32 protein-coding genes and 1 tRNA gene are annotated in these 25,886 nt (G+C 69.9%); 26 read left to right on the top strand and 7 right to left on the bottom strand.

Features of this window, described 5'->3' with window-relative positions:
* Window positions 1-127 precede the first annotated feature (127 nt).
* The gene (locus KXR53_RS13745) at window positions 128-583 is read left to right on the top strand and encodes a hypothetical protein (RefSeq protein ID WP_437375740.1); all 456 of its coding nucleotides are present in this window, start codon (window positions 128-130) and stop codon (window positions 581-583) included.
* A 9-nt stretch (window positions 584-592) separates the two neighbouring features.
* On the opposite strand, the gene KXR53_RS13740 is transcribed toward KXR53_RS13745, so the two are convergent.
* Entirely contained in the window at window positions 593-916 is a 324-nt protein-coding gene (locus tag KXR53_RS13740; protein ID WP_437375739.1) for a DUF167 family protein, read from the bottom strand.
* 7 nt (window positions 917-923) lie between these two features.
* Window positions 924-1,226 (bottom strand): YggT family protein, encoded by a 303-nt coding sequence (locus tag KXR53_RS13735; protein WP_437375738.1) that lies wholly within the window; start codon window positions 1,224-1,226, stop codon window positions 924-926.
* 198 nt (window positions 1,227-1,424) lie between these two features.
* Between KXR53_RS13735 and KXR53_RS13730 the strand changes: the two genes are divergently transcribed.
* From KXR53_RS13730 to KXR53_RS13660, 15 genes are all read left to right on the top strand, one after another.
* Window positions 1,425-1,511, top strand: a tRNA-Leu gene (locus tag KXR53_RS13730).
* Between the two features lie 166 nt (window positions 1,512-1,677).
* Window positions 1,678-2,292, top strand: a complete 615-nt coding sequence (locus tag KXR53_RS13725; RefSeq protein ID WP_437375737.1) for a ribonuclease D — start codon at window positions 1,678-1,680, stop codon at window positions 2,290-2,292.
* Window positions 2,293-2,445: 153 nt separating this feature from the next.
* On the top strand, window positions 2,446-3,405 hold the full coding sequence (locus KXR53_RS13720) for a KpsF/GutQ family sugar-phosphate isomerase (protein ID WP_437375736.1): 960 nt from the start codon (window positions 2,446-2,448) through the stop codon (window positions 3,403-3,405).
* A 2-nt stretch (window positions 3,406-3,407) separates the two neighbouring features.
* Window positions 3,408-4,109, top strand: a complete 702-nt coding sequence (gene lptC / locus KXR53_RS13715) for an LPS export ABC transporter periplasmic protein LptC (RefSeq protein WP_437375735.1) — start codon at window positions 3,408-3,410, stop codon at window positions 4,107-4,109.
* Complete coding sequence (locus KXR53_RS13710) at window positions 4,106-4,975, top strand: LptA/OstA family protein (protein ID WP_437375734.1); 870 nt, start codon at window positions 4,106-4,108, stop codon at window positions 4,973-4,975. Before lptC ends, KXR53_RS13710 begins: the two co-directional genes overlap by 4 nt.
* Before the next feature lie 9 nt (window positions 4,976-4,984).
* Window positions 4,985-5,773: an LPS export ABC transporter ATP-binding protein gene (gene lptB / locus KXR53_RS13705; RefSeq protein ID WP_437375733.1), complete on the top strand. Its 789-nt coding sequence runs from the start codon at window positions 4,985-4,987 to the stop codon at window positions 5,771-5,773.
* Between the two features lie 14 nt (window positions 5,774-5,787).
* Window positions 5,788-7,326: an RNA polymerase factor sigma-54 gene (gene rpoN / locus KXR53_RS13700; RefSeq protein ID WP_437375732.1), complete on the top strand. Its 1,539-nt coding sequence runs from the start codon at window positions 5,788-5,790 to the stop codon at window positions 7,324-7,326.
* A 156-nt stretch (window positions 7,327-7,482) separates the two neighbouring features.
* Window positions 7,483-8,064 carry a ribosome hibernation-promoting factor, HPF/YfiA family gene (hpf, locus tag KXR53_RS13695; RefSeq protein ID WP_437375731.1) on the top strand — a complete coding sequence of 194 codons (582 nt, stop codon included), beginning with the start codon at window positions 7,483-7,485 and terminating at the stop codon, window positions 8,062-8,064.
* A 21-nt stretch (window positions 8,065-8,085) separates the two neighbouring features.
* Complete coding sequence (gene ptsN / locus KXR53_RS13690; RefSeq protein WP_026872398.1) at window positions 8,086-8,544, top strand: PTS IIA-like nitrogen regulatory protein PtsN; 459 nt, start codon at window positions 8,086-8,088, stop codon at window positions 8,542-8,544.
* 57 nt (window positions 8,545-8,601) lie between these two features.
* A complete protein-coding gene (locus KXR53_RS13685; protein ID WP_437375730.1) occupies window positions 8,602-10,119 on the top strand; it encodes an FGGY-family carbohydrate kinase in 1,518 nt (505 codons plus the stop codon).
* A gap of 57 nt (window positions 10,120-10,176) precedes the next feature.
* Window positions 10,177-10,932, top strand: coding sequence for a GntR family transcriptional regulator (locus KXR53_RS13680; RefSeq protein WP_437375729.1), 756 nt, complete (start codon window positions 10,177-10,179; stop codon window positions 10,930-10,932).
* A complete protein-coding gene (locus KXR53_RS13675) occupies window positions 10,929-11,672 on the top strand; it encodes an SIS domain-containing protein (protein WP_437375728.1) in 744 nt (247 codons plus the stop codon). Before KXR53_RS13680 ends, KXR53_RS13675 begins: the two co-directional genes overlap by 4 nt.
* A gap of 80 nt (window positions 11,673-11,752) precedes the next feature.
* Entirely contained in the window at window positions 11,753-13,039 is a 1,287-nt protein-coding gene (locus KXR53_RS13670) for an ABC transporter substrate-binding protein (RefSeq protein ID WP_437375727.1), read from the top strand.
* A gap of 222 nt (window positions 13,040-13,261) precedes the next feature.
* Window positions 13,262-14,104, top strand: coding sequence for a carbohydrate ABC transporter permease (locus tag KXR53_RS13665; protein ID WP_437375726.1), 843 nt, complete (start codon window positions 13,262-13,264; stop codon window positions 14,102-14,104).
* A 17-nt stretch (window positions 14,105-14,121) separates the two neighbouring features.
* Window positions 14,122-14,949 carry a carbohydrate ABC transporter permease gene (locus KXR53_RS13660; RefSeq protein ID WP_437375725.1) on the top strand — a complete coding sequence of 276 codons (828 nt, stop codon included), beginning with the start codon at window positions 14,122-14,124 and terminating at the stop codon, window positions 14,947-14,949.
* Window positions 14,950-15,002: 53 nt separating this feature from the next.
* Here the strand turns inward: KXR53_RS13660 and KXR53_RS13655 are convergent, their stop codons facing one another.
* Complete coding sequence (locus tag KXR53_RS13655) at window positions 15,003-15,224, bottom strand: DUF1150 family protein (protein ID WP_437375724.1); 222 nt, start codon at window positions 15,222-15,224, stop codon at window positions 15,003-15,005.
* 22 nt (window positions 15,225-15,246) lie between these two features.
* A complete protein-coding gene (locus KXR53_RS13650; protein ID WP_437375723.1) occupies window positions 15,247-15,711 on the bottom strand; it encodes an Hsp20 family protein in 465 nt (154 codons plus the stop codon).
* 184 nt (window positions 15,712-15,895) lie between these two features.
* Here KXR53_RS13650 and KXR53_RS13645 point away from each other — a divergent pair, with 184 nt between their 5' ends.
* Entirely contained in the window at window positions 15,896-16,390 is a 495-nt protein-coding gene (locus KXR53_RS13645; protein WP_437375722.1) for a Fur family transcriptional regulator, read from the top strand.
* Here KXR53_RS13645 and KXR53_RS13640 read toward each other — a convergent pair.
* Window positions 16,387-17,175 carry an MBL fold metallo-hydrolase gene (locus KXR53_RS13640; RefSeq protein ID WP_437375721.1) on the bottom strand — a complete coding sequence of 263 codons (789 nt, stop codon included), beginning with the start codon at window positions 17,173-17,175 and terminating at the stop codon, window positions 16,387-16,389. The genes KXR53_RS13645 and KXR53_RS13640 overlap by 4 nt on opposite strands.
* Window positions 17,176-17,378: 203 nt before the next feature.
* On the opposite strand from KXR53_RS13640, the gene KXR53_RS13635 reads away from it, so the two are divergent.
* The 9 genes from KXR53_RS13635 (at window position 17,379) to KXR53_RS13595 (ending at window position 23,376) form a co-directional block, all read left to right on the top strand.
* Window positions 17,379-18,344, top strand: a complete 966-nt coding sequence (locus KXR53_RS13635) for a CobW family GTP-binding protein (RefSeq protein ID WP_437375720.1) — start codon at window positions 17,379-17,381, stop codon at window positions 18,342-18,344.
* Window positions 18,341-19,369, top strand: a complete 1,029-nt coding sequence (locus KXR53_RS13630; RefSeq protein ID WP_437375719.1) for a WD40 repeat domain-containing protein — start codon at window positions 18,341-18,343, stop codon at window positions 19,367-19,369. The genes KXR53_RS13635 and KXR53_RS13630 overlap by 4 nt, the downstream gene beginning before the upstream one ends.
* Window positions 19,366-19,662 carry a hypothetical protein gene (locus KXR53_RS13625; protein WP_437375718.1) on the top strand — a complete coding sequence of 99 codons (297 nt, stop codon included), beginning with the start codon at window positions 19,366-19,368 and terminating at the stop codon, window positions 19,660-19,662. The genes KXR53_RS13630 and KXR53_RS13625 overlap by 4 nt, the downstream gene beginning before the upstream one ends.
* A 40-nt stretch (window positions 19,663-19,702) precedes the next feature.
* On the top strand, window positions 19,703-20,110 hold the full coding sequence (locus KXR53_RS13620; RefSeq protein WP_437375717.1) for a GFA family protein: 408 nt from the start codon (window positions 19,703-19,705) through the stop codon (window positions 20,108-20,110).
* A 157-nt stretch (window positions 20,111-20,267) separates the two neighbouring features.
* A complete protein-coding gene (locus tag KXR53_RS13615) occupies window positions 20,268-20,438 on the top strand; it encodes a hypothetical protein (RefSeq protein ID WP_437375716.1) in 171 nt (56 codons plus the stop codon).
* On the top strand, window positions 20,435-21,181 hold the full coding sequence (locus KXR53_RS13610; RefSeq protein WP_437375715.1) for a metal ABC transporter ATP-binding protein: 747 nt from the start codon (window positions 20,435-20,437) through the stop codon (window positions 21,179-21,181). The genes KXR53_RS13615 and KXR53_RS13610 overlap by 4 nt, the downstream gene beginning before the upstream one ends.
* A complete protein-coding gene (locus KXR53_RS13605; RefSeq protein ID WP_437375714.1) occupies window positions 21,178-22,053 on the top strand; it encodes a metal ABC transporter permease in 876 nt (291 codons plus the stop codon). Before KXR53_RS13610 ends, KXR53_RS13605 begins: the two co-directional genes overlap by 4 nt.
* A gap of 25 nt (window positions 22,054-22,078) precedes the next feature.
* Window positions 22,079-23,020, top strand: a complete 942-nt coding sequence (locus KXR53_RS13600; RefSeq protein ID WP_437375713.1) for a metal ABC transporter substrate-binding protein — start codon at window positions 22,079-22,081, stop codon at window positions 23,018-23,020.
* A 182-nt stretch (window positions 23,021-23,202) separates the two neighbouring features.
* Complete coding sequence (locus KXR53_RS13595; RefSeq protein WP_437375712.1) at window positions 23,203-23,376, top strand: hypothetical protein; 174 nt, start codon at window positions 23,203-23,205, stop codon at window positions 23,374-23,376.
* Here KXR53_RS13595 and KXR53_RS13590 read toward each other — a convergent pair.
* Window positions 23,373-24,398 carry a TIGR01620 family protein gene (locus KXR53_RS13590; RefSeq protein WP_437375711.1) on the bottom strand — a complete coding sequence of 342 codons (1,026 nt, stop codon included), beginning with the start codon at window positions 24,396-24,398 and terminating at the stop codon, window positions 23,373-23,375. The two genes, KXR53_RS13595 and KXR53_RS13590, sit on opposite strands and share 4 nt — an antisense overlap.
* On the bottom strand, window positions 24,395-25,768 hold the full coding sequence (locus KXR53_RS13585) for a YcjX family protein (protein WP_437375710.1): 1,374 nt from the start codon (window positions 25,766-25,768) through the stop codon (window positions 24,395-24,397). Before KXR53_RS13585 ends, KXR53_RS13590 begins: the two co-directional genes overlap by 4 nt.
* Window positions 25,769-25,886 lie beyond the last annotated feature (118 nt).

Here is a 25,886-nt window from a genome sequence, read left to right as displayed (position 1 = left end):
ATTTATCGTCTGATGAATGAAGGCTGCCCCTGAGAGGCGCTTATTGAAATATTGGTGCCGACGTGGAGCGCGGCGTAAGATAATTGCCGCACCGCTCCGAAAAGGCGGGACGTGAATGGAGGCCAAGATGCGTTCGGTCGCGATGGTCGCCGGGCTGGCGATCGTTCTCGGGCTCACCGCCTGCACGCCGCCCTCGGCGCTCGACACCAACCCGCAATATGTCCGCATGACCAGGGCGGAGTTCGACCGCCAGGTGCTGGGCCGGCCGTTCCTCGTGCAGGGCGTGTTCGGCGGGCCGGACCGCCTGTTCGAATACCGCCGCAACGGCAAGTACACGCTCAGCTCTTTCGACGCGAACGGCCGACCGGTCCTGCAGCGCGAGGGCAACTGGCGGTTCGAGGACGGCACCGTCTGCACCGGCCGGCTCAGCCGCAGCGAGGTCGGCGACAGCTGCGTCACCATCTTCTCCTCGCCGCTGGCCGCGGCGCCGGATGTGATGAACTGCACCGTCCGCTGGGTCGGCGACCGTGGCGACCTTGACGACGGGACGGTGCACCGCTGCCGGGCCACCGCCCGGCTGTAGCCCGGCAGTCTAACTGCCGAGGCTGTCAGCCCAGGCTTCGAGTCGGGCGGCGAGGTCGTCGTCGCCGTCGATCTCGATCAGCTTGGTGCGGTCGGTGGCGCCGCCGACGATGGCCAGCGCTGTCTTCGGCAGGCGCCAGCTCTTGGCCAGGAGCGCAATCAACGCTTCGTTGGCGGCGCCGCGTTCCGGCACCGCCGTCACCGCGGCCTTCAGCAGCGGCGCACCATCGGCGTCGACCGCGCGCCCGGTCACCGCATTGCGCCCGGCCCGCGGCGTCAGCCGTACCGTGACGCGCACGCCGCGCGGTCCGGCGACGAAGAGCGGGCTGGCCACAGCCAGCTCATCCCGTCATCAGTTCGACGTAGATGTTCCGCAGCACCATCTGCAGGAAATAGATGATCAGCAGCAACACCACGGGCGAGATGTCGATGCCGCCGAGATTGGGCAGGAAGCGGCGAATCGGCCGCAGCGCCGGCTCGGTCAGCCGATAGAGAGCGTTGCCGATCTGGTAGACCACCTGGTTGCGGGCGTTGACGACGTTGAAGGCGACCAGCCAGCTCAGGATGGCGGCGGCGATCACCACCCAGACATACATCTGCAGCACGATGTCGATGATGCGGAAGAGAGGGTCGATGACGATCATGCGCCTGTTCCAGAGGTGGTCCGTGCCGGCCCGGTCGCCGAATCCGCCCGTACCGTACCCATGCGGCCCCGGGGGAACAAGCGATGCGACGCGAAGGGACGAGCGCCTTCGCCGGCAAAATCACCAATCTTTCACAAAGCGCGAATTCCCCTGTTGACAGGGGGTGGGGCGGCATCCTACATCACGGCCCGCCGCATCGCCCAGGTGGCGGAATTGGTAGACGCGCAGGTTTCAGGTACCTGTGGCCGAGAGGTCGTGGAAGTTCGAGTCTTCTCCTGGGCACCATCTTCCTGATGGGCCCGACGATGCGATGTAGTGGCAACGACCCGCTTGTCCAAGCGGGTCTTTCCTTTTGGGGCCGACGCCCAGCTTCGGGGGAGGCCCAGGGCCGCGGCCGGATATGCGCCGCGGCCATACAGGTGCCGCGGCCGAAGACGGAAGGTGGCGACCGGTGTCCGAACCGATTCTGCATGACGGGGATCTGCCCGACGGCCTCGATCTTGGCGACGTGATCGCGATCGACACCGAGACCATGGGGCTGAACCCGGTGCGCGACCGGCTGTGCCTGGTCCAGCTCAGCGCCGGCGACGGCGAGGTCCATCTCGTCCAGTTCCGCCGCGGCGCCTATCATGCGCCGAACCTGGCCGCGCTGCTGACCGATCCGGCGCGCCTGAAGCTGTTCCACTTCGCCCGCTTCGACATCGCCGCGCTGCAGGCCTATCTCGGCGTGGTCACGGCCCCGGTCTACTGCACCAAGATCGCTTCCAGGCTGGTGCGCACCTTCACCGACCGGCACGGGCTGAAGGATCTGTGCCGCGACCTGCTGGGGGTCGAGCTGTCGAAGCAGCAGCAGAGCTCGGACTGGGGCAGCGACCAATTGACGCCCGAACAGCTGCGCTACGCCGCCAGCGACGTCCTGTATCTGCACGCGCTGAAAGCGAAGCTGGACGAGATGCTGCGGCGCGAGGGGCGGGAAGCGCTGGCCCAGGCGTGCTTCGACTTCCTGCCGGCGCGCGCGGCGCTCGACCTCGGCGGCTGGGCGGATCTGGATATCTTCGCCCACTAGCCCGATATGGGGTCACATTCGTGCCGTCTTGTGGCGGTACGTGGGTCGGCCGGGCGGCAGGTTTCGTCCGGTTCGATCCGGAATCGATGGTTCGTGGTTCACGCCTTCCAGACCGGCTACAGCAGCCGCGGCGTGAACCATTTGGGAGAAGGCATGGTGGCAACTGCAGGGATCGAGGCCGGCCGCAAGGCGCTGCTGGTTGAGCGTGACGCGCTCGACCGCCTCGCCGAATCGCTCGACGCCAGCTTCGACCGGGCCATCGATACGATCCTTGGCGCCGAAGGGCGGGTCGTGGTCAGCGGCATCGGCAAGAGCGGCCATGTCGCGCGCAAGATCGCGGCGACGCTGGCCTCGACCGGCACTGCAGCGCTGTTCGTGCATCCGGCCGAGGCCAGCCACGGCGACCTCGGCATGATCCATCACCAGGACGTGGTGCTGGCGCTGTCCAATTCCGGCAACACCGCCGAACTGGCGGATGTGATTGCCTATACCCGCCGCTTCGCCATCCCGCTGATCGGCATCACCAGCCGCGTACCCTCGACGCTCGCCGACCAGTGCGACACTGTGCTGCTGCTGCCGCCGGCACCGGAGGCCTGCCCGACCGGCCTGGCGCCGACCACCTCGACCACCATGATGATGGCGCTGGGCGATGCCCTGGCGGTGGCGTTGATGACGCGCCGCGGCTTCTCCTCTGACGATTTCCGGGTGTTCCACCCCGGCGGCTCGCTCGGCACCAGGCTGATCCGGGTGCAGGACATCATGCATGCCGCGGCCGAGCTGCCGCTGGTCGCCCCGCAGACGCGGATGGACGAGGCGATCATCGAGATGAGCCGCGTCGGCTTCGGCTGCGTCGGCGTGGTCGACGGCGACCGCCGGCTGGTCGGCGTCATCACCGACGGCGACCTGCGCCGGCACATGAGCGCCGGCCTGCTCGGCCAGATCGCCGGCGAGGTGATGACCCCAGGTCCGCGCACCATCCGCCCGACGGCGCTGGCGGCGGAGGCGCTGGGGCTGATGAACCGCTACAAGGTGACCAACCTCTTCGTCACGACGGAGGATCGGCCGGTGGGCATCCTCAGGGTGCATGACTGCCTGCGGGCGGGGCTGAGCTAGGCATGGTGGTGGCGCCGCAGACGCCAGGCCCGGACGGGGCAAACCGCAGCGCGACCGCTGCGGGCCGGCGCGCGCGCCTGGCCGCGGCTGGCCGCGCCGGCAGCCTCAGCCGGTCCTACAGCCGCATGGTCGGTGTGCTGAAATACGCGCTGCCCGCCATCGGCCTGGTGATCGTCGCCCTGATCGTGCTGTGGCCGGAGCTGCAGCACACCCAGGTCGACATCTCCGACGGCACCCCGCGCCCGGCCGCCGCCGCGGGCGAGATCCAGAATCCGCGCTACAGCGGCATCGACGAGGCGGCCCGGCCCTACACCGTCTGGGCGACGCTGGCGAAGCAGGTGCAGGACGAGGTGTTCGACCTGAACCGTCCCAAGGGAGAGATGAAGCTGCCAAGCGGCCTGGTGCTGAATCTCGATGCCCAGACCGGCAAGCTGGACCGCGGCGCCAAATCGGTGCATCTCAGCGGCAACGTCACCCTGCGCCGCAGCGACGGGACCACCATGGTCACCGACGCCGCGGATATCGATCTGGCCGACAAGGGCGCGCGCAGCAGCACGCCCGTGACGGCGGAGGGGCCTTTCGGTACGCTGTCGGCCGGGGGCTTCAAGGTCGAGCAGCAGGGCGACGTCATCATCTTCACCGGGCCGACCAAGCTGCTGCTCAAGTCCGGTGCCGACAAGGCCTTCCAGGGAACGTCGCAATGATCCGTCCGCTGATTCTCGCTGTCCTGCTCGCCGCCGTGGCCGTGCCGGCCGCGGCGCAACAGCAGCTGCAGCTCGGCGGCGGCAAGGGCGAGCCGTCGGAGATCCAGGCCGACGACGCGCTGGAGTGGCACCAGAACGACAAGACCTACATCGCCCGTGGCAACGCCGTGTACAAGCGCGGCGACCTGACGGTGAAGGCCGACGTGCTGACCGCCTATTATCGCGAGCTGCCGGACAAGAGCACCGAGATCTTCCGGGCCACGGCCGAGGGCAATGTGCTGATCACCCGTGGCGAGACCACGAGCGCCACCGGCGGCAAGGCGGTCTACGAGGTCGACGCCCAGACCGTCACCCTGACCGGTGGCAACCTGAAATTCGTCAACAACGACGACGTGATCACCGCGACCGACAGCATGCAGTACCGCCAGGCCGAGGACGTGGCGATCGCCCGCGGCAACGCCACGGCGGTGCGCGCCAAGGAGCAGAAGACGCTACGCGCCGACACGCTGATCGGCCATTTCGCCCCGAACGAGAAGGGCGAGAAGGAGCTGTCGGTGGTCGACGCCGAGGGCAATGTCAAGCTGACCACGGCGACCGACGTGGTCACTGGCCAGACCGGCCGCTATGACGTCAAGAGCCAGTTCGCGACCATCACCGACAATGTGCGCATGACCCGCGGCGGCAACCAGCTGAACGGCGACTATGCCGAGGTCGACATGGCCAGCGGCGTCAGCAGGCTGCTGACCCGGCCGGGTCAGGGCGGCCGCGCCCGGGCCCTGCTGGTGCCGGACGAGAACCAGAAGACACCCGGGCAGCCCGCGGCGCCGGGCCAGACCGCGCCGGCTCAGCCGGCGCCGAAGAAGTAGGGGGCGGGCATGGCCAGACCGATCACTCCGCCGCATTCCCCCGAGACCACAGCCACGCCGCGCCTCGTCGCGAAGAATGACGGGCTCGTCGCCCGCAATCTCGGCAAGCAGTACAAGAAGCGCCCGGTGCTGCGCGGCGTCAGCCTGCAGGTGCAGCGCGGCGAGGCCGTCGGCCTGCTCGGCCCGAACGGCGCCGGCAAGACCACCTGCTTCTACATGATCACCGGGCTGATCCAGCCGGATTACGGCACGATCCTCCTGGACGGCCAGGATCTGACCGAGCTGCCGATGTATCGCCGGGCCCGGCTCGGCATCGGCTACCTGCCGCAGGAGGCCTCGATCTTCCGCGGCCTGACGGTCGAGCAGAACATCCGCGCCGTGCTGGAGATCTCCGAGCCGGACCGCTCGACGCGGGAGGCGGTGCTGGAGGACCTGCTGGCCGAGTTCTCGATCAGCCATCTGCGCCGGACCCCGGCCCTGGCCCTGTCGGGCGGCGAGCGCCGGCGCGTCGAGATCGCCCGGGCGCTGGCCAGCCATCCGCATTTCATGCTGCTGGACGAGCCGCTGGCCGGCATCGACCCGATCGCCGTCGGCGATATTCGCGACCTGGTGGCGCATCTGCGCGACCGCGGCATCGGCGTGCTGATCACCGACCACAACGTGCGCGAAACGCTCGATATCGTCGATCGGGCCTATATCCTCCATGATGGGCGTGTCCTGGATGAGGGCAAGCCATCCGACATCGTCGGCAATGAGGAGGTGCGGCGCGTGTATCTGGGCGAACGCTTCAGCTTGTAAACCATCGGGCGACCATGGCCATCTCGCAACGCCTCGGGCTTCGGCAAAGCCAGGCGCTGGTCATGACGCCGCAACTGCAGCAGTCGATCAAGCTGCTGCAACTGTCCAATATCGAGCTCTCGGCCTTCGTCGAGGCCGAGCTCGAGCGCAACCCGCTCCTGGAACGGGAGGAGGGCGAGCGCGATGAAGACGGCGGCGACAGCACCGGCGACCGGATCGAAACCGAGCCCCCTGATTTCGTATCGGGGGGGCCGGTGGCGGCCGATGTCGCGCTGACCGCGCCGGAGCCGCCGGCCATCGTCTCGAAGGACGCCCCGCTCGACACCGACTGGAGCAACGTGTTCACCGGGTCCAGCGCCACCGACCGCAACGACGACTACGGCGGCGAGGCTCAGTTCGCCGGCACCGGGCGCGGCCGGACGGATTTCGCCGACGACCTGCCGGGCCTCGAGGAGACGCTGGCGGAGCGGCCGAGTCTGCGCGACCACCTGCTGAGCCAGATCGCGATCGAGATCCCCGGCCCGGCCGACCGGCTGATCGCGGCGCGCCTTGTCGATCTGCTGGAGGAGACGGGCTATCTCGGCGTCTCGGTCGAGGAGGTCGCGGCCGGCCTCGGCTGCCCGCCTGAGCGGGTCGAGGCGGTGCTGCGTCGCTGCCAGCGGCTCGACCCGCCCGGCATTTTCGCCCGCAACCTGGCCGAATGCCTGGCCATCCAGCTGGCCGAGCGGAATCGCCTGGACCCGGCGATGCAGACGCTGCTCGATCATCTCGACCTCCTGGCCCGGCGCGACCTGTCGGCGGTGATGCGGCTGTGCGGCGTCGACGCCGAGGACCTCGCCGAGATGATCGCCGAGATCCGCGCCCTCGATCCCAAGCCCGGCGCCGCCTTCGACCACGAGGTGGCACAGACCCTGATCCCCGACATCCTGATGCGGCCGAAGCCGGAAGGCGGCTGGGTGATCGAGCTGAACGCCGATACGCTGCCCCGGGTGCTGGTCAACCGCCGCTACCATGCCGAGATCAGCCGCGGCACGCGCAGCAAGGTCGAGCGCGACTATGTCGGCACCTGCCTCGCCGACGCCAACTGGCTGGTGCGCGCCCTCGACCAGCGCGCCAACACCATCCTCAAGGTCGCCTCCGAGATCGTGCGCCGGCAGGACGCCTTCTTCGTCCGCGGCGTGCAGCATCTGAAGCCGCTGACGCTGAAGGACGTGGCCGAGGCGGTCGACATGCACGAGAGCACGATCAGCCGGGTGACCACCAACAAGGTCATCGCTACCCCGCGCGGCGTATTCGAGCTGAAATACTTCTTCACCCAGGCGATCCAGGGGGCCGACGGCGCCGACGCGCATTCGGCCGAGGCGGTGCGGCACCGCATCAAGGCCCTGATCGATGCCGAGCCGGCGGATGCGGTCCTGTCCGACGACCGGATCGTCGAAATCCTGCGCGGCGAGGGGATCGACATTGCACGGCGGACCGTCGCCAAGTACCGTGAGGGGATGCGGATACCATCCTCCGTCCAGCGACGGCGTGAGAAGGGTTTGAGCCGATGAGTGCTCCCCCAGATTCCTCCGCAGCCCGGAGCCGGGCCCCCTTCGTTGACAGGAAGGCGCCCCGTCCCTATGGTCGCCGCCCGAAGGCGGCCCCCCACGGCCGCCCCGTTGTTTTTGGGCGCCGATTTTTCATCGTGCAGCAGTGAAGCGACAGCCATGCAACTGACCGTCCGAGGCAAGCAGATCGACGTGGGTGACGCATTGCGCACCCATGTCCGCGACGCCCTCACCAGCACGACCGCGAAGTACTTCAACAACGCGATCGAGGCGAATGTCGTTTTTTCCCGCAACGCCCATCTGATCCGGAGCGATGTTTCGGTCCATGTCGGCCGCAACATCCTCCTGCAGAGCAATGCGGAGGCCGAGAGCCCGTACCACGCCTTCGACACCGCCGCCGACAGGCTGGCCAAGCGCCTGCGCCGGTACAAGCGTCGGCTGCGCGACCACCACAACGGCGACGCCCAGCCGACGCTGCCGGCTCAAGCCTACATTCTCGAGGCCGAGTCCGAAGAGTGGCTGGAGGGCGAGGAGCCGAACCAGCCGATCGTGATCGCCGACGTCTCGACCACGATCGAGAGCATGACCGTGCTGCAGGCGGTGATGCGTCTCGACCTCGGCGACCTGCCGGCGCTGATGTTCCGCAACCAGGCCCATGGCCGGCTCAACATGGTGTTCCGCCGTCCCGACGGGAACATCGGCTGGGTCGATCCGAAAGGGACCGAGGATGTCGCCGCCTGAGGGTGGCGCATCCGATCCGTCATGATCGATTTCCTTCGCCCCGAGGCGATTCTCGCCAATCTGAAGGCTGCCAGCAAGAAGCAGGCCCTGCAGGAGCTGGCCCGCCGTGCCGCCGAACTGACCGGCCAGCACGAACGCTTCATTTTCGACGTGCTGCTGGAGCGCGAGCGGCTGGGCTCGACCGGCGTCGGCCGCGGCATCGCCATCCCGCACGGCAAGCTGCCCAACCTGCAGGGGGTGTTCGGTGCCTTCGCCCGGCTGGAGCGGCCGATCGATTTCGACGCGGTCGACGAGCAGCCGGTCGATCTGGTGTTCCTGCTGCTGGCCCCGGAAGGGGCCGGGGCGGACCATCTGAAGGCGCTGGCCCGGATCAGCCGCATGCTGCGCGACGAGGGCCTGTGCGAGAAGCTGCGCGGCTGCCAGAGCGCGGACGCGATCTATGCCCTCCTGTCCCAGAGCGAGTCGGTGAACGCCGCTTGACCCGGTGGCCTCCGCTCCGCTAGCCGAAGCGGATCGGTCCCCGCCTGCGGTTTCGCCATGCCGCCGTTCCTGCTCGGCCTCGACGCCGGCACTTCGGTCATCAAGGCCGCGCTGTTCGGGCGCGACGGCCGGCAGCAGGCCGCCGCGGCCCGGCGAACGCAGATCTCGCACCCGCAGCCCGCCTGGTCGGAGAGCGATCCGGAGACCGCCTGGGCCGCTACGGCCGCTGTCATCCGTGAGGTGCTGGCCCAGGCAGGCGTGGACGGGACCGCCGTTGCCGCGATCGGCGTCACCGGAGCCATGGTCGGGGCCTGGGTGATCGACGCCGCAGGCCGGCCGCTGCGCCCCGGCATCCTGTGGGACGACGGCCGCAGCCAGCCCTGGATCGAAGCGATGCGGGCCCGGGATCCCGGCTTCCTGTCGCGCATCTTCGCCTCCTCCGGCTCGGTCATGCAGCAGGGCTGTACATTGCCGGTGCTGCGCTGGCTGCTGGATCACGAACCCGAGGTCATGGCCGAGGCCGATTGCGTCTTCGGCTGCAAGGACTATCTCCGCTTCCGCCTGACCGGGACGCGCACGACCGATCCGACCGAGGCGGCGGTCGCGCCTGGCGACGCCCGGTCCCAGGGCCGCAGCGAAGCGATGCTGAAATTGTTCGGCCTCGGCCCGCATCGCCACCTGCTGCCGCCGGTGCTGCCCTCGGAATCGATCGCCGGTGCGGTCACCGCGGAGGCGGCGGCGGAGACCGGGCTGCACCCCGGCACGCCGGTCGTCACCGGCGCCGGCGACGTCGCCGCCAGCATCATCGGCTCGGGCGGGCTCGCCGCCGGCTCGGCCTGCACCGTGCTCGGCACCACCTGCCTCAACGGCATCGTCCTCGCCGCCCCATCCTTCGATCCGCCCGATCTCGGCCTGCTATTCAGCCTGCCGGGCGGGCTGTGGCTGCGCTGCATGGTCAATGTCGCAGGCACCAGCAATCTCGACTGGTGCCTGCGCAGCCTGTGCCCCGATCTGGCCCGCGACCCCGACCCCTATGCCGCGCTGGAGGCGCTGGCCGAAGCCGCCCGGCCGGGCGCCGGCGGCGCCGTCTATCTGCCCTATCTCAGCGAGGTCGGCATCATCGCCCCGGCGGTCTCGGCGGCCGCCCGGGCCCAGTTCGCTGGGCTGGCCCCGGGGCATGGCCGGCCCGAGCTGGTCCGCGCCGTCTATGAAGGGCTGGCCTACGCCATTCGCGACTGCTTCGCGGTGATGACCGAGCGGCCGCAGAGCGTGCTGCTGTCCGGCGGCGGCGCCCGCAGCCGCTTCTGGGCGCAGATGATCGCCGATGTGCTCGGCCTGACGGTCGAGATCCCGGACGGCGGCGAATACGGGGCCTGCGGCGCGGCCCTGTTGGCCGGGACCGGCATCGGGTGGTATCCCTCGATCGGCGAAGCGTCGCGCCGGGTCCGCACCATCCGGCGCACGCATCGTCCCGATCCGGCGCTGCGGGAGGAATACGATGCCGCCTATATGCGCTACGGCGGACATCGTGACGCTTTGCTGCGCATGCCTGCCGGTATGTCCGACCTTTCTTGACGAGGTGCGGATCGAGTTCCATCATGCCAATTGTGGTCTAGACCACCAGGGCCTGCCATGACCGACCTACAGCCCACGCCGACGGACAAGCCGATCTATCAGCAGATCGCCGAGGATCTGGCCGACCGCATCCGCCGCGGCGGCTTCGCCGTCGGCGACCGGCTGCCCTCCGAGCGCGATCTGGCCGACCAGCTCGGCATCAGCCGGATGACTGTGCGCCAGGCCTTCAAGAGCCTGACCGATGCCGGGCTGATCGAAAGCCGGATCGGCCGCGGCTGCTTCGTCGCCCGGCCGAAGGTCGACCAGCGGCTGCAGCGGCTGACCGGCTTCAGCGAGGACATGGCCCGCCTCGGCCGCCGCGCCGCCAGCGTGATCCTGCGCCAGGCCGTGGTGCCGGCGACAGGCGAGCCGCGCGAGGCGCTGGGCGTGGCCGAAGGGGCACCGCTGGTGCTGCTGGAGCGCGTCCGCCTGGCCGATGCCGTGCCGATGGCCTTCGAGATCACCTGGCTGCCGGAGGCGCTGGTGCCCGGCATCCTCGACCGTCACGATTTCCGCAGCGCATCGCTATACGAGGTGCTGCGCCGCGACTACGGCCTGGTGCCCTGGCAGGCGGAGCAGACGGTCGAGGCCGACCTGCCCGACGCCATGACCGCCGGCGCCCTCGACATCCCGCGCAGCGCGCCGATCCTGGTCTTCACCCGGCACACCGTCGACGCCGCCGGCCAGGTCATCGAATTCGTCCGCTCCGCCTATCGCGGCGACCGCTACAAGATGCGGGCGCGTCTTTCCCCACCGGACACCACGGAGCCATGACCGCAGCCGCTACGCTTTCGGGCGCCGCCGCCTATCTCGCCGGCATCGCCGACCGCATCGCCGCCCTGACCGCGACCCAGGGCGAGGCGATCGGCGCCGCGGCCGCGGCCTGCGTCGAGACCATCCGGCGCGACGGGCTGATCTACATCTTCGGCACCGGCCACTCGCATCTGATGGCGGAGGAAGGGCATTTCCGCGCCGGCGGGCTGGCCTGCGTGGTGCCGATCCTGGCCTCCTCGGTGATGCTGCACGAAGGGGCGGTGGTCTCGGGGGCGCTGGAGCGGATGTCCGGCCTGGCCGCTCCGCTGCTCGGCCGCTATCCGATCGGGCCGGACGACACGCTGTTCGTCTTCTCCAACAGCGGCGTCAACGCCGTGCCGGTGGAGGCCGCGCGTTACGGTCGGGAGAAGGGGGCCCGGGTGGTGGCCGTGACCTCGATCGCCTATTCCCGGGCCGCGGCCGCCGGCCGCCCGACCCTGGCCGAGACCGCCGACATCGCCATCGACAACCAGGGGCCGCCCGGCGACGCCTCGGTGACGGCGGCGGAAGGGCTGACGGTCGGGCCAATCTCGACAGTGCTGGGCGCCGCCATCTGGAACGCGGTGCTGACCGAGACTGTGGCGCGGCTGGTCCGGTCGGGCGAGGTGCCGCCGGCCTATGTCAGCGCCAACATGCCAGGGGCGAAGGAGCGTAACGCCGCGCTAGTGGAACGTTACCGGACGCGGAACCCGCATCTGTAACGAAACAACAGACGGCCTCGGCGGACGCTCGGCCAACGAGCGCCGGATCCGGGCCGCGGGACAAACAGGGGAGAGAGGTAATGGCGACGAAATGGTCGATCGTGACAGGCATGGCCGCGGCTGTGCTGGTCTGGAGCGCTGCCGCTCAGGCGGCGCCGGTGCAACTCGTGCTGTGGCACATGGAGCAGCCGCCGCACCGGGTGGCGCGGGTGCAGGAACTGATCGACGCCTTCAACAAGAGCCATCCCGATATCGCGGTGAAACAGGAGCCGCAGAGCTGGGGCGAGATCTACGCCAAGGCGCCGGCCGCGCTCGCTGCCGGCAACGCGCCGGACCTGCTGTTCGCGATCCCGGACTTCACCCCGATCCTGAAGGATCTCGGCGCGCTGCAGTCGGTCGAGGGCTTCGTCAAGCAGCTCGACGCCCAGCACCATTTCGTGCCCAGCGCGCTGGCGCCCTACAGCTATGACGGCGGCGTCTGGGCGGTGCCGCTGTACAACATGGCGATGTCGCTGTGGTACCGGAAGAGCGTGTTCGAAGAGGCTGGGCTGAAGCCGCCGAAGACCTGGAGCGAATGGAAGGCGGCGGCGGAGAAGCTGACCGCGGACGGCCGCTTCGGCATCGGCCTGCCGGCCAACAAGCATCTCTACACCGACCAGACCGTCTATGACCTGATGGTCAATGCCGGCGCCGCCGACATCTACAATCCCGACGGCACACTGCGCTTCGACAATCCGCAAACGGTGCAGGCCTACGATTTCTACAAGGAGCTCTACCAGTTCTCCTCCGCCGACGCGCCGGGCTGGACCTGGGGCGAAGCCGAGGCCTGCTTCGCGAGCGGCGGCTGCGGCATGATCCTGCAGTTCACCGTCATCAGCACCTATGACAGCCAGGCCGAGGGCGACGCCCAGGATCTCGGCGTGGCCCCGATCCCGCATGCCGACGACCGCAAGGAATCGGGCACCATCGCCTATTCCAACGCGGTGATGATCCTGGCTAAGGACGAGGCCAAGCGGAAGGCGGCGGAGACCTTCATCGCCTGGCTGCTGGAGCCGGAGACCTATGGCCGCTTCCTGAACATGGAGCCGGGGCTGTTCCTGCCCGTCACCGCCGACGGCGCCAAGGCGAAAAGCCTGTGGAACGACCCGCTGGTGGTGAAGTACCGGCCGCAGATCGAGGCGATGATCGAGAACAGCCGCAACGGCGCGCTGTTCGGCTTCACCGGCGGGCACACCTTCCCCAGCATCGCCGCCATCTCGGCCCAGAACATCCTGGCCGAGACGCTGCAGAAGGTGGTGATCGACGAGGTGCCCGCCGCGGAGGCGGTGAAGCAAGGCCAAGCCCGCATGCAGGAGGCGGTTCGGTAAGGGGAGCGGACTACCGGTGGTTCCGCTCCACCCCCTCACCCTCCCGGCCCTGACGGGCCGGGCCCCTCCCTCTCCCCGAGGAGAGGGGAACAGGGCACCGGCTCCACACCTCTCCCTGGGGAGAGGTCGGAACCGCGTCAGCGGTTCCGGGTGAGGGGGCGGCACCGGCCCATGAGGTCTTCGCGAACACGAGCCCGGTCTGATGCGATCGCCGGCGGGCTGATGGTCGCGCCGGTGCTGGTCTGGCTGGCGGCGACCATCCTATATCCGCTCGGCGCCGCGGTCGCGATCAGCCTGCGCGACATCCGCGTCATCGGCTCGGACGGCGGGTTCGTCGGGTTCGGCAACTACGCGGACGTTCTCGGCATGGCCCGGCTGTGGACGGCGCTGGGCCGCAGCCTGATCTGGGTGGCCGGCAACGCCGTGCTGCAGACGCTGCTCGCCCTTGGCACCGCGCTGCTGCTGAACCAGCACTTTCGTGGCGTGCGGCTGGTGCGCGTCTGGGTGATCCTGTCATGGATCGTGCCGACCATCGTCGTCGTCATCATCTGGCGCTGGCTGCTCGGCACCTCGGGCGGCGTGGTGAATTATCTCCTGGTGTCGCTCGGATTGACCGATCGACCGGTCGGCTTTTTCGCCGGGCCGGGCAGCGCCATGGCCTCGCTGATCGTGATCAATTCCTGGCGCTGGTTCCCCTTCGTGGCGGTCATGCTGTTGGCCGGGCTGCAGCGCATCCCGGCCGATCTCCATGAGGCCGCGGCGATCGACGGGGCGGGGCCCTGGCAGCGTTTCCGCCGCATCACCTGGCCGCTGTTGCAGCCGACCATGCTGGTGCTCGGCGTCGTCGGCACGCTGCTGTCCTTCAATGTATTCGACATCATCTGGCTGACCACGGCGGGCGGCCCGTCCGGCGCGACCCAGACCCTGCCGGTGCTGATCTACGAGACGGCATTCAAGTCCTACCGGCTGGGGCAGGCGGCGGCGATGTCGGTGCTGGTCAGTCTGCTGCTGATGGTCTTGGCCGTCCTCCTGACCCGGGCCCTGGCGCCGAAGGGGGAGGGGTGAGGCGGAGCCTCGGAGGGGTGAGGCGAAGCCTCGGCCGGGGCCTGGCGATCGGCGGTGGGCTTTTCGGCCTCGCCGTGCTGGTGCTGCTGCCCTTCTGGTGGATCATCACCGGCTCGATCAAGGCGCCGCGGGAGATCATCGCCCGCACGCCGACGCTGGTGCCGGAATCCTTCACTCTGCGGCATTTCGAGAAGCTGCTCGGCGCCTCGGACTATCCGCGCTATCTCGGCAACAGCCTCGTGGTCGGGCTCGGCTCGACCGCGATCACCGTGCTGCTTGCCGTGCTCGCCGCCTACGGCTTCTACCGGCTGCGCTTTCCCGGGCGTGAGCTGCTGTTCCGCGCCGTGCTGGTGGCCTATGCCTTCCCCGGCATCCTGATCCTGATCCCGCTTTACGGGATGATGTCGCAGGCGGCGCTGATCGATACGCCGGCGGCGCTGGTGGTGGTCAACGTCACCTTCGCCTCGCCCTTCGCGATCTGGATGATGCGCAGCTTCTTCGCCGCGATCCCGGCGGAGCTGGAGGAGGCGGCGCTGATCGACGGCGCCTCGCACCTCGCCATCCTGGTCCGGATCATGGTGCCGCTGGCCGCGCCCGGCATCGCCAGCGTCGCCATCTTCGCCTTCATCGCCAGCTGGACCGAATATCTCTTCGCCTCGGTGCTGATCCTGTCCGACGCCAACCGCACCTTGCCGGTCGGCTTCGCCGGCATCATCGGCCAGTACCAGATCGACTGGGGCCTGCTCCTGGCCGGGGCGACGCTGGCGACCATCCCGGTGGTCCTGCTGTTCGGCATCGTCGGCCGCTGGTTCATCGCCGGCCTGACCGCGGGCGCCGTGAAATAGAAAGCCCCGCCGGCGGCGGGGCTTTCGTGTCGGTTCAGCGGGAGGGCTGCGGGTCAGTGCGCGCTGACCGGCTCCATATCGTTCTGCCGGATCACGGCAAAGGCCAGGTCGCGGTCCTTGACCACGGCCAGCGGGGTGCCGTCGGCGCCGTGCACGGCAAAGGCGGGCTGATCATCGACCACCACCGGCTTGACGAAGGCGATCTGGTTCAGGCCCAGCGCCGCGAAGTCGGTCGGCGACATCTCGGTGAAGGTGGGAATGGCGTTGGTGTTCATGATGGTTGTCACCGGTTTCGGTTCACCCTTCGACGTCGGTGGTGACGTCGATCGCGGTCTTGCCGTTGGGCTTCGCCGCGGCGCGGTTGATGGCGATCGTCCGGACCTTGGCCTCCGGCACTGGCCGGCGCAGGTCGATGTTCAGGAGCCCGTTGTCGAGCGACGCTCCGGTCACCTCGATGCCCTCGGCCAGCACGAAGGCGCGCTGGAACTGGCGGGCGGCGATGCCGCGATGCAGGAAAACTCGCTCCTTGTCGTCGGTCTGCTTGCCACGGATCACCAACTGGTTGTCTTCGATCTGCACCGACAAGTCGGCATCGGTGAAGCCGGCCACAGCCAAGGTGATGCGAAGCTGGTCCTCACCAATCTGCTCGATGTTGTAGGGCGGATAGCCGTCGCTCGGCGTCCTGCCGATCCGGTCGAGCGTCCGCTCGAACTGCTCGAAGCCGAGCAGGAGCGGGCTGTTGAACAGCGACACCCGCGTCATGGTCACTCCTCCTGAGAGCGAGCTGCCGGAACCCCCGGCTCGGGCGGCCCGGTTCCCCGGCGCCTGCGGAGAAGGACCACGCGGCATCCCTCTCCCGTTAGTAAGGAAATTGGGGGGTGACCGGTCGGTTTCAAGATCGGCGAAACGTGGCGCTCGGGCGATGCCGCATGCTATCACTCGCAGCATGAGACAGAAGCTGGAAGGCTCGCCGGCGGCGCCGAAGGGCAAGGCCGCCGCGGTACCGAAAACCGCCCGCCGGGGCCGGCCCCCGCGCGCCGGCCTGTCGCATTGGCAGCAGCGGGTGCTCGACCTGGTGCGGGCCAGCGCCGAGCCCGCCAGCGCCTACGATATCCTGCGCGAGATGAAGGGCGACGGCATCACCGCGCCGCCGGTGGTGTACCGGGCGCTGAAGGGGCTGCTCGACCGCGGCTTGGTGCACCGGATCGAATCGCTCAACGCCTATGTGGTGTGCGGCGGGCCGGACCACCACCACACCCATCCGGCGCAATTCGCCATCTGCCGCGACTGCGGCCGGGTGGAGGAGATCACGGATCCCGCGGTCGACCGGCTGATCGAAGCCTGGACCGGGCGGATCGGATTCGTCGCTGACAGCCGCACCATCGAGATCCTCGGCCGCTGCCGCGACTGCGCCGCCCGCACGGGGGCCGCTGCGGTCTAGCCGGCCGGGCTGCAGTTCTTCGCGGCTTCCGCCTTGGCCAGCTGATGGGTGTGGGCCAGCAGCTCGGCGTCGCCGGGTTCGCCATCGCCGGGCACCACGATCTTCGCCGCCTTGCCATAACGGGCGACCACCGCCTCGACCGATTGCGGCCAGCGGCAGATGTCGGATTCGGCGATAGTGCCGAGAGTGTTGTCCTCGGCCGCCCGGATCATGCGGCTGCCGAACAGCAGGGCGCTCTCCGGCAGGAAGGCGACGGTGTTGTCGCGGGTGTGCGCCGGACCCGGATAGAACAGCTCGACCGCCCGGCCGCCCACGGTGATCGTGGTCGATTCGCCGCTCCAGCTGCGCTGGATCGTGCCGGCGCCCTGGGCCTCGGCCGCCTTGACCGTCTCGTCGCGGGCCAGCGACCAGCCGCCGCGGGCATGCACCGCCGCCAGCCCGGCCAGCCGGTCGTCATGGGCATGCGTCACCACCAGATTGACGGGCCGGTTCGGCGCCACCTCAGCCAGACGCCCCAGCAGCATCACGGTCTGCACCGGCGTCCAGGCGGTGTCGATCAGAAGCACCTCCTCGGGCCCGACCAGGGCCAGGCCGTTGGTCGGGACCCACCCCTGCTCGAACTTCTTCCAGCTCGTGTGCAGCCAGATGCCGTCGGCCAGCTCGCGGAACCCCAGCGGCGGCGGAGCCTCCCCGTCCTGCGCCCGAACCGGCCGCATCAGGGCCAGCGACAGGCCGGCGGCGCAACCGCACAGGAAGGCGCGGCGGGACGGGGCGGAAGCGGGCATGTCGGTCCTCGGCTTGCAGGGACGGCGGAACTGGCCGTCCCGCCTCGTGCCTCGCGGAAAATCTGGGCGATTCTGGGGCACGATGCAGCGACCGACGCCGGATGCATTCCTGTGCATAGCATCCCATCGGCCAATGGGCGATAGGCTTGCGTTCTGCTATATGTTATATAGTAACAATTAAATTCGGAACCCTGAGGCCCGTCATGTCCCGCATCCCCGTCACGCTGCTGACCGGCTATCTCGGCGCCGGCAAGACCACGCTGCTGAACCGCATCCTCTCCGAGGCGCATGGCAAGCGTTACGCCGTGATCGTCAACGAGTTCGGCGAGATCGGCATCGACTGCGACCTCGTGGTCGGCGCCGACGAGGAGGTGTTCGCCATGAACAATGGCTGCCTCTGCTGCTCGGTGCGCGGCGACCTGATCCGGATCATCGGCGGGCTGATGAAGCGGGCGGGCGGGTTCGACGGCATCCTGATCGAGACGACCGGCCTGGCCGACCCGGCCCCGGTGGCCCAGACCTTCCTGGTCGACGACGAGGTGCGCGAGCGCACCGCCCTCGATTCGATCGTCACCGTGGTCGATGCCCGGCACATCGAGGCCCGGCTCCACGACAGCGACGAGGCGGAGGAGCAGGTGGCCTTCGCCGACACGATCCTCATCAACAAGACCGACCTCGCGGACGAGGGCGGCCTGGCGGCGGTCGAAGCGCGGCTGCGCGCCATCAACCCGATGGCGCGGCTGCTGCGCACGCGGCGCTGCGACGTCGACCTCGGCGCGGTGATGGGCAGCGGCGCCTTCGACCTCGACCGGCTGCTGGCGCTCGACCCCGACCTGCTCGACGGCCATGCCCATCATCACGAGCACGACGAGGGCGTCGGCAGCGTCTCGTTCCGGCTCGACCGGCCACTCGACGGCCGCCGCTTCGTCGACTGGATCGGCATGCTGCTGGCGATCCGCGGCGCCGACATCCTCCGCAGCAAGGGCATCCTCGATTTCGCCGGCGAGGACCGGCCATTCGTGTTCCAAGGCGTGCACATGCTGCAGGAGGGCGATTTCGCCCCGGCCTGGCGGCCTGGCCAGCCGCGGGAGAGCCGCCTCGTGCTGATCGGCCGCAAGCTCGAGGCCGCCGTGCTGCGCGCCGGCTTCGAGGGCTGCGCCGTCGCATGAGCCTGCTGCTGCCGCCCAAGGCCCTGGCGGAGGAGAAGGGCACGATCTGGGCCTGGCCGGCGCCGGTCGTGGCCGCCGCCTTCCATGCGGCCGGGAATGTCGCCTTCGGCCTGGGCGATGGTACCGTCCGGCTGGCGGACCCCGCAGCATCGGAGGCGACCGCCGTGCCGGCACACGGCGGTGCCGTCCTGGCGCTGGGGCCGGATGTCGCCGGCGGCTTCCTCAGCGGCGGCGACGACGGCCGCCTGCTGCGCATCGGGCCGGACGGGTCGGTGGCGGAGATCGCCACCGTGCCGGGCCGCTGGATCGTCACCGTCGATGCAGCCCCCGCCACCGGGCGCCGCCTGGCCGTCGCCGGGCGAGAGGTGCTGGTGTTCGACGCCGCGGGCGCACCGGTCACGCAGCTGCAGGGCCCGGCCGCCATCGACGGCGCCGCCTTCGACCCGCACGGCCGGCGCATCGCCGCGGCGCATTACGGCGGTGTCACCGTCTGGACGCCGCGCAAGCGCGAGTGGACCGCGAAGCTGTTCGCCTGGCAGGGGGCGCATCTCGCCGTCACCTGGCATCCGCGGTCGCGCTTCGTCGTCTCGGCAATGCAGGAGAAGGCGCTGCACGCCTGGCGCCTGTCGGACGGCGTGCACATGCAGATGCCGGGCTATCCGGCCAAGCCGCGGTCGCTGGCCTGGGCCGAGGGCGGAAAGGCGCTGCTGACCTCGGGCTCCGAAGGCGTGGTGTCCTGGCGCTTCGCCGGCCGCGACGGCCCGATGGGCGGCACCGCCAGCGAGAGCGGCTGGGCCCGCGGCGTGCCGATCACCCGCGTCGCGGCGCATCCGCAGCTGCCGGTCGCGGCCGCCGGCGCCAAGGATGGCTTCGTCGCGCTGATGCCGCTCGACGGCAGTGGCTATGTCCCGGTGCTGCGCCCGAACGGCGCGGCGGTCGAGGCCCTGGCCTTCTCGCCGGATGGGCGCTGGCTGGCAGCGGGCGATGCCGGCGGCCGTGCCGCGCTGGTCGATCTGCGGCCATGATGGATCCGTCCGATGTCGCAACGCGGTTGGCCCGGCACTGGCCGGAAGCGCGGCGGGTGCTGGTGCATCCCGACTTCCACCACGGCTTCCGCGAGGCCCAGTCCGGCCGCCCCTTCGATCATCGCCGCGCCGACGCCCTGCCGCGTCTCGGCCAGATCCGCTACGAGAACGGGCGGCAGATCGCGGCCGAATGCGCCGCCCTCGGCCTGGCGGTGGACTGGCCGTCGCCCGGCCATATCCCACCGGCCCTGAAGCATCTGGTGCTGCGCCGGCTGCGGGCCGGCGGGCGATAGGCTAGGGTGGGACGCTGGTCCATGCGGGGCGGGGTGCGCCATGATGCGGATCGACGGCCGGTGCCATTGCGGCCATGTGGCCTACGAGGCGGAGATCGACCCGGAGCGGGTGGGGGTCTGCCACTGTACCGATTGCCAGATGCTGACCGGCTCGCCCTTCCGGGTCACGGTGACCGCGTCGCGCGACCGGATCCGGCTGACCGCGCACGAGCCGAAGGTCTATATCAAGACCGGCGACAGCGGTCGCCGGCGGCTGCAGTACTTCTGCCCGGAATGCGGATCGCCGCTCTTCACCAGCGGCGAGGGCGCCGATGCCGAGATCTGGGGTATCCGCTGGGGCAGCATCCGCCAGCGCGACCGGCTGGTGCCGAAGCGGCAGATGTGGTGCCGCTCGGCGCTTCCCTGGATCCATCACCTGAAGGACCTGCCGGGCAAGCCGGCCGACTGACGCCGCAATCGGCGCGACGCCGGTCTTCTCCCCAGGAACGAGCCGATCGGCCCGGCCGGCGCTTTCCGATATCGCACAGATGTTATACATTAACGTCAATGGTGCCGCGCCCGCCGGGCGCTAAGGTGCCGGACCATTTCAAGCCAGCGGCTGACCCATGACCGTGACGCATCACCATCCCGCCCACGCCGCCCGCCGGGCCGGGGAGATCGGGCCGTCGGCGCTGGCCGCGCCGGTCGGGGCGCGGCTGCTCGTCGCCTTCGCGCTGATCGCCGTGCTGTGGCTCGCCGTGGCCTGGGCCATGGGCTGGTTCGGAGCGGCGCCATGACCGCCGGCCGTATCCGCCTCGCCAACCTCACCGCCGGCTATGAGCGGCACCCGGCGGTGCATCATGTCGACGGCAGCTTCGAGCCCGGCACGCTGACCGCCATCGTCGGCCCGAACGGGGCCGGCAAGTCGACCTTGCTGAAGACCATCGCCGGCCTGCTGACACCCTTGTCCGGCCATGTCGATCTCGGCGGGCTGCGCCGGCGCGAGATCGCCTATCTGCCGCAGCTGGCGGAGATCGACCGCAGCTTCCCGATCTCCGTCGCCGATACCGTGCTGCTCGGCGGCTGGGCCAAGATTGGGATCTTCGGCGGTGCGTCGAAGGATCTGCGCCGTCGCGCCGCCGAGGCGCTGGAGGCGGTCGGCCTCGGCGGGTTCGAGGCACGGCCGATCGGCAGCCTCTCGGCCGGCCAGTTCCAGCGCGTGCTGTTCGCCCGGCTGCTGCTGCAGGACGGGCGGGTGATCCTGCTCGACGAGCCTTTCACCGCGCTCGACGCCAAGACAACGCGCGATCTGGTCGACGTGGTCCGGCGCTGGCATGGCGAGGGCCGGACGGTGATCACCGTGCTGCACGACCTCGACCAGGTGCGCGAGGTCTGCCCGGAGACGCTGCTGCTGGCCCGCGACCCGGTCGGCTGGGGCCGCACCGGCGACGTGCTGTGCGCCGAGAACCTGCTGCGCGCCCGGGCCATGGCCGAGGCCTGGTCCGAGCGTGGCGAGCCCTGCCGGCGGAGCGCGGCGTGATCGATCTCTGGGACTTCCTGGTCCGGCCCTTCCTCGACTACGCCTTCATGCAGCGGGCGCTGGTGGCCTGTCTGGCGCTGGCGCTCGGCTGCGGCCCGGTCGGCGTGCTGCTGGTGTTGCGGCGGATGAGCCTGGTCGGCGATGCCATGTCGCATGCGGTGCTGCCGGGTGCCGCGGTCGGCTTCCTGGTCTCCGGCCTGTCGCTGTGGTCGATGGGGCTGGGCGGGCTGATCGCCGGCCTGGCCGTTGCCCTGATGGCTGGCGCGGTCACCCGGGTCACGGCGCTGCGCGAGGACGCCGCCTTCGCCGCCTTCTACCTGATCGCGCTGGCGTCGGGCGTGCTGATCGTCTCGACCCGCGGCAGCAATGTCGATCTGATCCATGTGCTGTTCGGCACCATCCTCGCGGTCGATGACGCGGCGCTGCTGCTGATGGCCGGCATCGCCACGGTGACACTGATCGCGCTGGCGCTCCTCTATCGGCCGCTGGTGGTCGAATGCTTCGATCCCGGCTATCTCCGCATGGTCGGCGGCGTCGGCGCCCTGGTGCATTTCGCCTTCCTGGTGCTGGTGGTGCTGAATCTGGTCGGCGGCTTCCAGGCGCTCGGCACTTTGATGGTGGTCGGGCTGATGATGCTGCCGGCAGCCGCGGCGCGGTTCTGGAGCCGCTCCCTGTGGTCGCTCTTCGCCTGGGCCGCCGGGATCGCGCTGCTGTCCGGCTATTCCGGCCTGCTCGTCTCCTATCACGGCAGCCTGCCCTCCGGCCCCAGCATCGTGCTGACCGCCGGCGCCTTCTACGTGCTGTCGCTGGTCTTCGGGACGCATGACAGCCTGCGGGCCCGATACCTGCCGACGCCCCATTTCGCGCAGTAGTTCATTCCGCAATCGGAGCCATCGCATGAGAGTATCGTTCCGTGCCGGCCTGCTCGGCCTGTCCCTTGCCGCCCTGTCGCTGCCGGCGATGGCAGCGGAGAAGCTGTCGGTCGTGACCAGCATCACCATCCTCGCCGACATGGTGCGGCAGGTGGGCGGCGCCGATGTCGAGGTCCGCAGCCTGGTCGGCCCCAATGGCGACGCCCATGTCTACGAGCCGACGCCGCAGGATGCCGAGGCCATGGCGAAGGCCGACCTTGTCGTCGTCAACGGGCTGGAGCTCGAGGGCTGGATGGATCGGCTGGTCGCCGCCTCCGGCACCAAGGCCAAGGTGGTCGTCGCGAGCGAGGGGGTGCCGACCCTGCACGCGGAAGAGGAAGGCCACGAGGCTCATGAAGCCCACGAGAGCCACAACGACGAGGGCCATGACCATGAGGGCCTCGACCCGCATGCCTGGAACAGCGCGGCGAACGGCGCGATCTACGCCGCCAACATCGCCAAGGCGCTGGAGGCCGCGGATCCGGCCCATGCCGCGACCTATCAGGCCAACGGCGCCAAATATGTGGCCGAGCTGAAGGACCTCGACGCCTGGGCCCGGCGCGAGGTGGCGACCATCCCCGAGGGCAAGCGCAAGGTCATCACCAGCCACGACGCCTTCGGCTATCTCGGCGCCGCCTACGGCATCGAGTTCCACGCCCCGGTCGGCTTCTCGACCGAGAGCGAGGCCTCGGCCGGCGACATCGCCAAGCTGATCGACCAGATCAAGAGCGAGCACATCAAGGCGGTGTTCATCGAGAACGCGACCGACCCGCGCCTGGTGCAGCAGGTGGCCAAGGCCTCCGGCGCCCAGATGGGCGGCGAACTCTACGCTGAGTCCCTGTCGACCGAGGACGGACCGGCTTCAACTTACGCCAAGATGTTTCGGTATAACATTTCGACCCTGGTCGCGGGGATGAAGCAGAACTGAGGCTGGCAACCGAAACTACTAACCCGTCATGGCGAGCCCCGAAGGGGCGTGGCCATCCAGTGGCACCGGCCCCCTGGATCGCCACGGTGCTTCGCACCTCGCGATGACGGGAAGGGGCCGGAGAGCCGATCTTTAATGTGAGATGCCTTGAGGGGTGCAGCGATTCAAGCGATGATGGCGGCATGAAGCCGATGGACCGCTTTCAGGCAGGCCAGAACGCTCGGCTGGCCACAATCCAAGATCAGCTCGCGGCGGCGGTGGCCAACCGACAGCGGCTCACCGCCAAGGAAGTCACGAGGAGCCTGGACGAACTCCAGCAGGAGATTGCTGGCACCCGCGGCGATCCTCCGACCTAACCCTTCCCCTTCGGCGCCGCCTCCACCCCGAAGATCGCCTTGGCCAGGCCCATGGCGCCGGGCGGGGTGTCGCGCAGGTAGGGTAGGGGGCGGCACACCTTCATCGCGGCGACGCCGATGCGCACGGTCAGGATGCCGTTGATCGCGCCCTCGCCGGCGCGGCGGCCGAAGGCGCGCAAGAGGCCGGCACCCAGGAAGTCGCCGAGATAGTCGTTGGCGGCCTCGATGCCGCCGGCGATCAAGAGCGTCGTCGCCACCCGCCGGACCAGCGCCAGGGTCGCGAACAGGCCGGGGCGGAAGCCCTGGATCTCGGCGATCCGCCGGATCATCCGCAGGTTCAGCGCGCCGGACGCCACCATGTCGACGACGGCGAAGGGCGTGACCGTGGTGATCAGCGCGGTGCGCCGCGCCGTGGCCGCGATGGCGGCACGGCAGGCGGCGTCGATCGGCCGCTGGGCGTGCAGCTCCAGAAGCCCGATCAGCTCCTCCGGGTCGCGCAGCTCGTCGCGCTCGCGCTCCAGCCGCGCCAGCCCATCGGCTGCCGGGCCATCGCTGTGCAGCCGGCGGAAGCGGGCGATCACCGCATCGGCCGCGGCGGCGTCGCCGCCCGCCGCCGCCCGGCCCAGGCTGCGGATCTCCTCGACCCGGCCGAGCCGGCGCAGCGCCAGCAGCTCCCAGCCGGCCCAGACCAGGATCCCACCCCCGGCGACCGCGAGCAGCACCAGCGCCGCCGCCTGCAGCGGACCGCCCCGGCTCATCAGGTCGGTGACCAGCCGCTCGACCCAGAGGCCGACGCCCAGCCCGATCAACCCGACCAGCGCGCCGAAGGCGATGCGCAGGGCCACGCTGCCCGGGCTGCGGCGGCGGCGCAGACCGGGCTCGACCAGCTCGGGCGCGGCCGGGGCGGGGGCGTCCTCCACCGGCACCGTCTCGGCCTCCTCGAGCGCGAACACGGCCGGCGCCCGGCCCGGCTCGCGCTCCGGCTCCGGCGGCTGGTCCAGGATGAAGGGCGGCCGGCTCATGCCAGGTCCTCCCCGAGCAGGAACTGCAGCGCCCCGTCCAGCCGGATATGCGGCCAGGGCTGGCCGTCGGCGCCGAGATCGGCCGGCGGCAGGAAGCGCTGGGCGCCGAAGCGGCCGCCGCCGCGGGCCTCGCGCAGGCTGCGCGGCAGCGCCCCGGGATAGGCAGCGACAGGCTTGCCGCCCGGCTCGATCACCCCGGCGACACATCGCAAAGTCTCGCCCTCATGCTTGACGTCGACCTCGCGGGTGGCGCGCAGCGATGCGATCGCCATCGACCGGGCGGTGGCGCCCTGGAAGGCGGTGCGGCGGACGCTCTGCTGCAGCAGCTCGTCCATCAGCCCGACCAGCGGCTCATGCCCTTCGCGCGGCAGATGGTCGGCCTTGGTGGCGGCGAACAGCACCTTGCGGATCCGTGTCTCGAACGGCCACAGCCAATTGATGCCGCCGGTCTTGAAGCAGGTCAGGATGTCGTCCATGGCACGACCCAGATCCTGCAGGCTTTCCGGCCCGGCGGCGAGATGGGCCAGCAGGTCGACCAGCACGATCTGGCGGTCCAGCCGGCTGAAATGGTCGTTGAAGAAGGGGCGTATGACCTTCGCCTTGTAGGCCTCGAAGCGTTCCTCCATCAGCCGCCACAGCGATCCGCGCGGGGCCTCCCGCGGCCGCGGCAGCGGGCAGAAGGTGAGGGCGGGGGACCCCTCCAGGTCGCCCGGCAGCAGGAAGCGCCCGGGCTGCAGCCGGCTCAGGGGAATCGCATGGGTGCGGCAGCCGCGCAGATAGTCGGTGTAGAGCCGCGCCGCCTCGATCGCGTCGGTCTCCTTCGCCGGCCCGGCCGGGTCGAGCTTGGCGATGGCGTCGCGCCAAGCCTGTGACAGCGCCGCCCGCACCCCGGTGCCGGAGAGGGCCAGCGCCTCCTCCGCCCAGGCCGCGTAGTCGCGCTGCAGCAGCGGCAGGTCGATCAGCCATTCGCCCGGATAGTCGAAGATGTCGAGATGCAGCACCTGGTCGCCCAGCAGGCTGCGCAGCCCGCCCTTCGGGGCGAAGCGCAGCGACAGGCGCAGCTCCGCCACGTTGCGGGTGCTGGCCGGCCAGTCCGGATGCCCGCCGGCGCCGGTCAGCCGGGCCACCGCCTCCTCATAGGGGAAGCGCGGCAGATCGAGATGCGGCTGCGGCCGCAGCACCGCGGCGCGCAGCCGCTCTTCGGCCACGGCGTCGAGCAGCCCGAAGCGCCGCGGGTCGGTCAGCCCATGCACCAGGGCGGCGATGAACACGGATTTGCCGGAGCGGCTCAGCCCCGTGACGCCGAGACGGATGCGACGGTCGAACAGCTCGCCGGCCCGATCGAGAAGGTCGGTGGGAAACAGCTCCATGAACGGGCGGCGGACTCCGGTGGCCGTGGGATCAGCAGCCTAGCCCATGTGCGGATGGCGTGCCTCCGCTTCAAGCCGCGCCGAACCGGCCGGTTGCATCTTCTGCTGCGATCCGCCA

The organism is Inquilinus limosus (genome assembly GCF_051487185.1).
GTDB lineage: Bacteria > Pseudomonadota > Alphaproteobacteria > DSM-16000 > Inquilinaceae > Inquilinus > Inquilinus limosus_F.
This window is presented reverse-complemented; position numbering and strand designations above follow the sequence as displayed.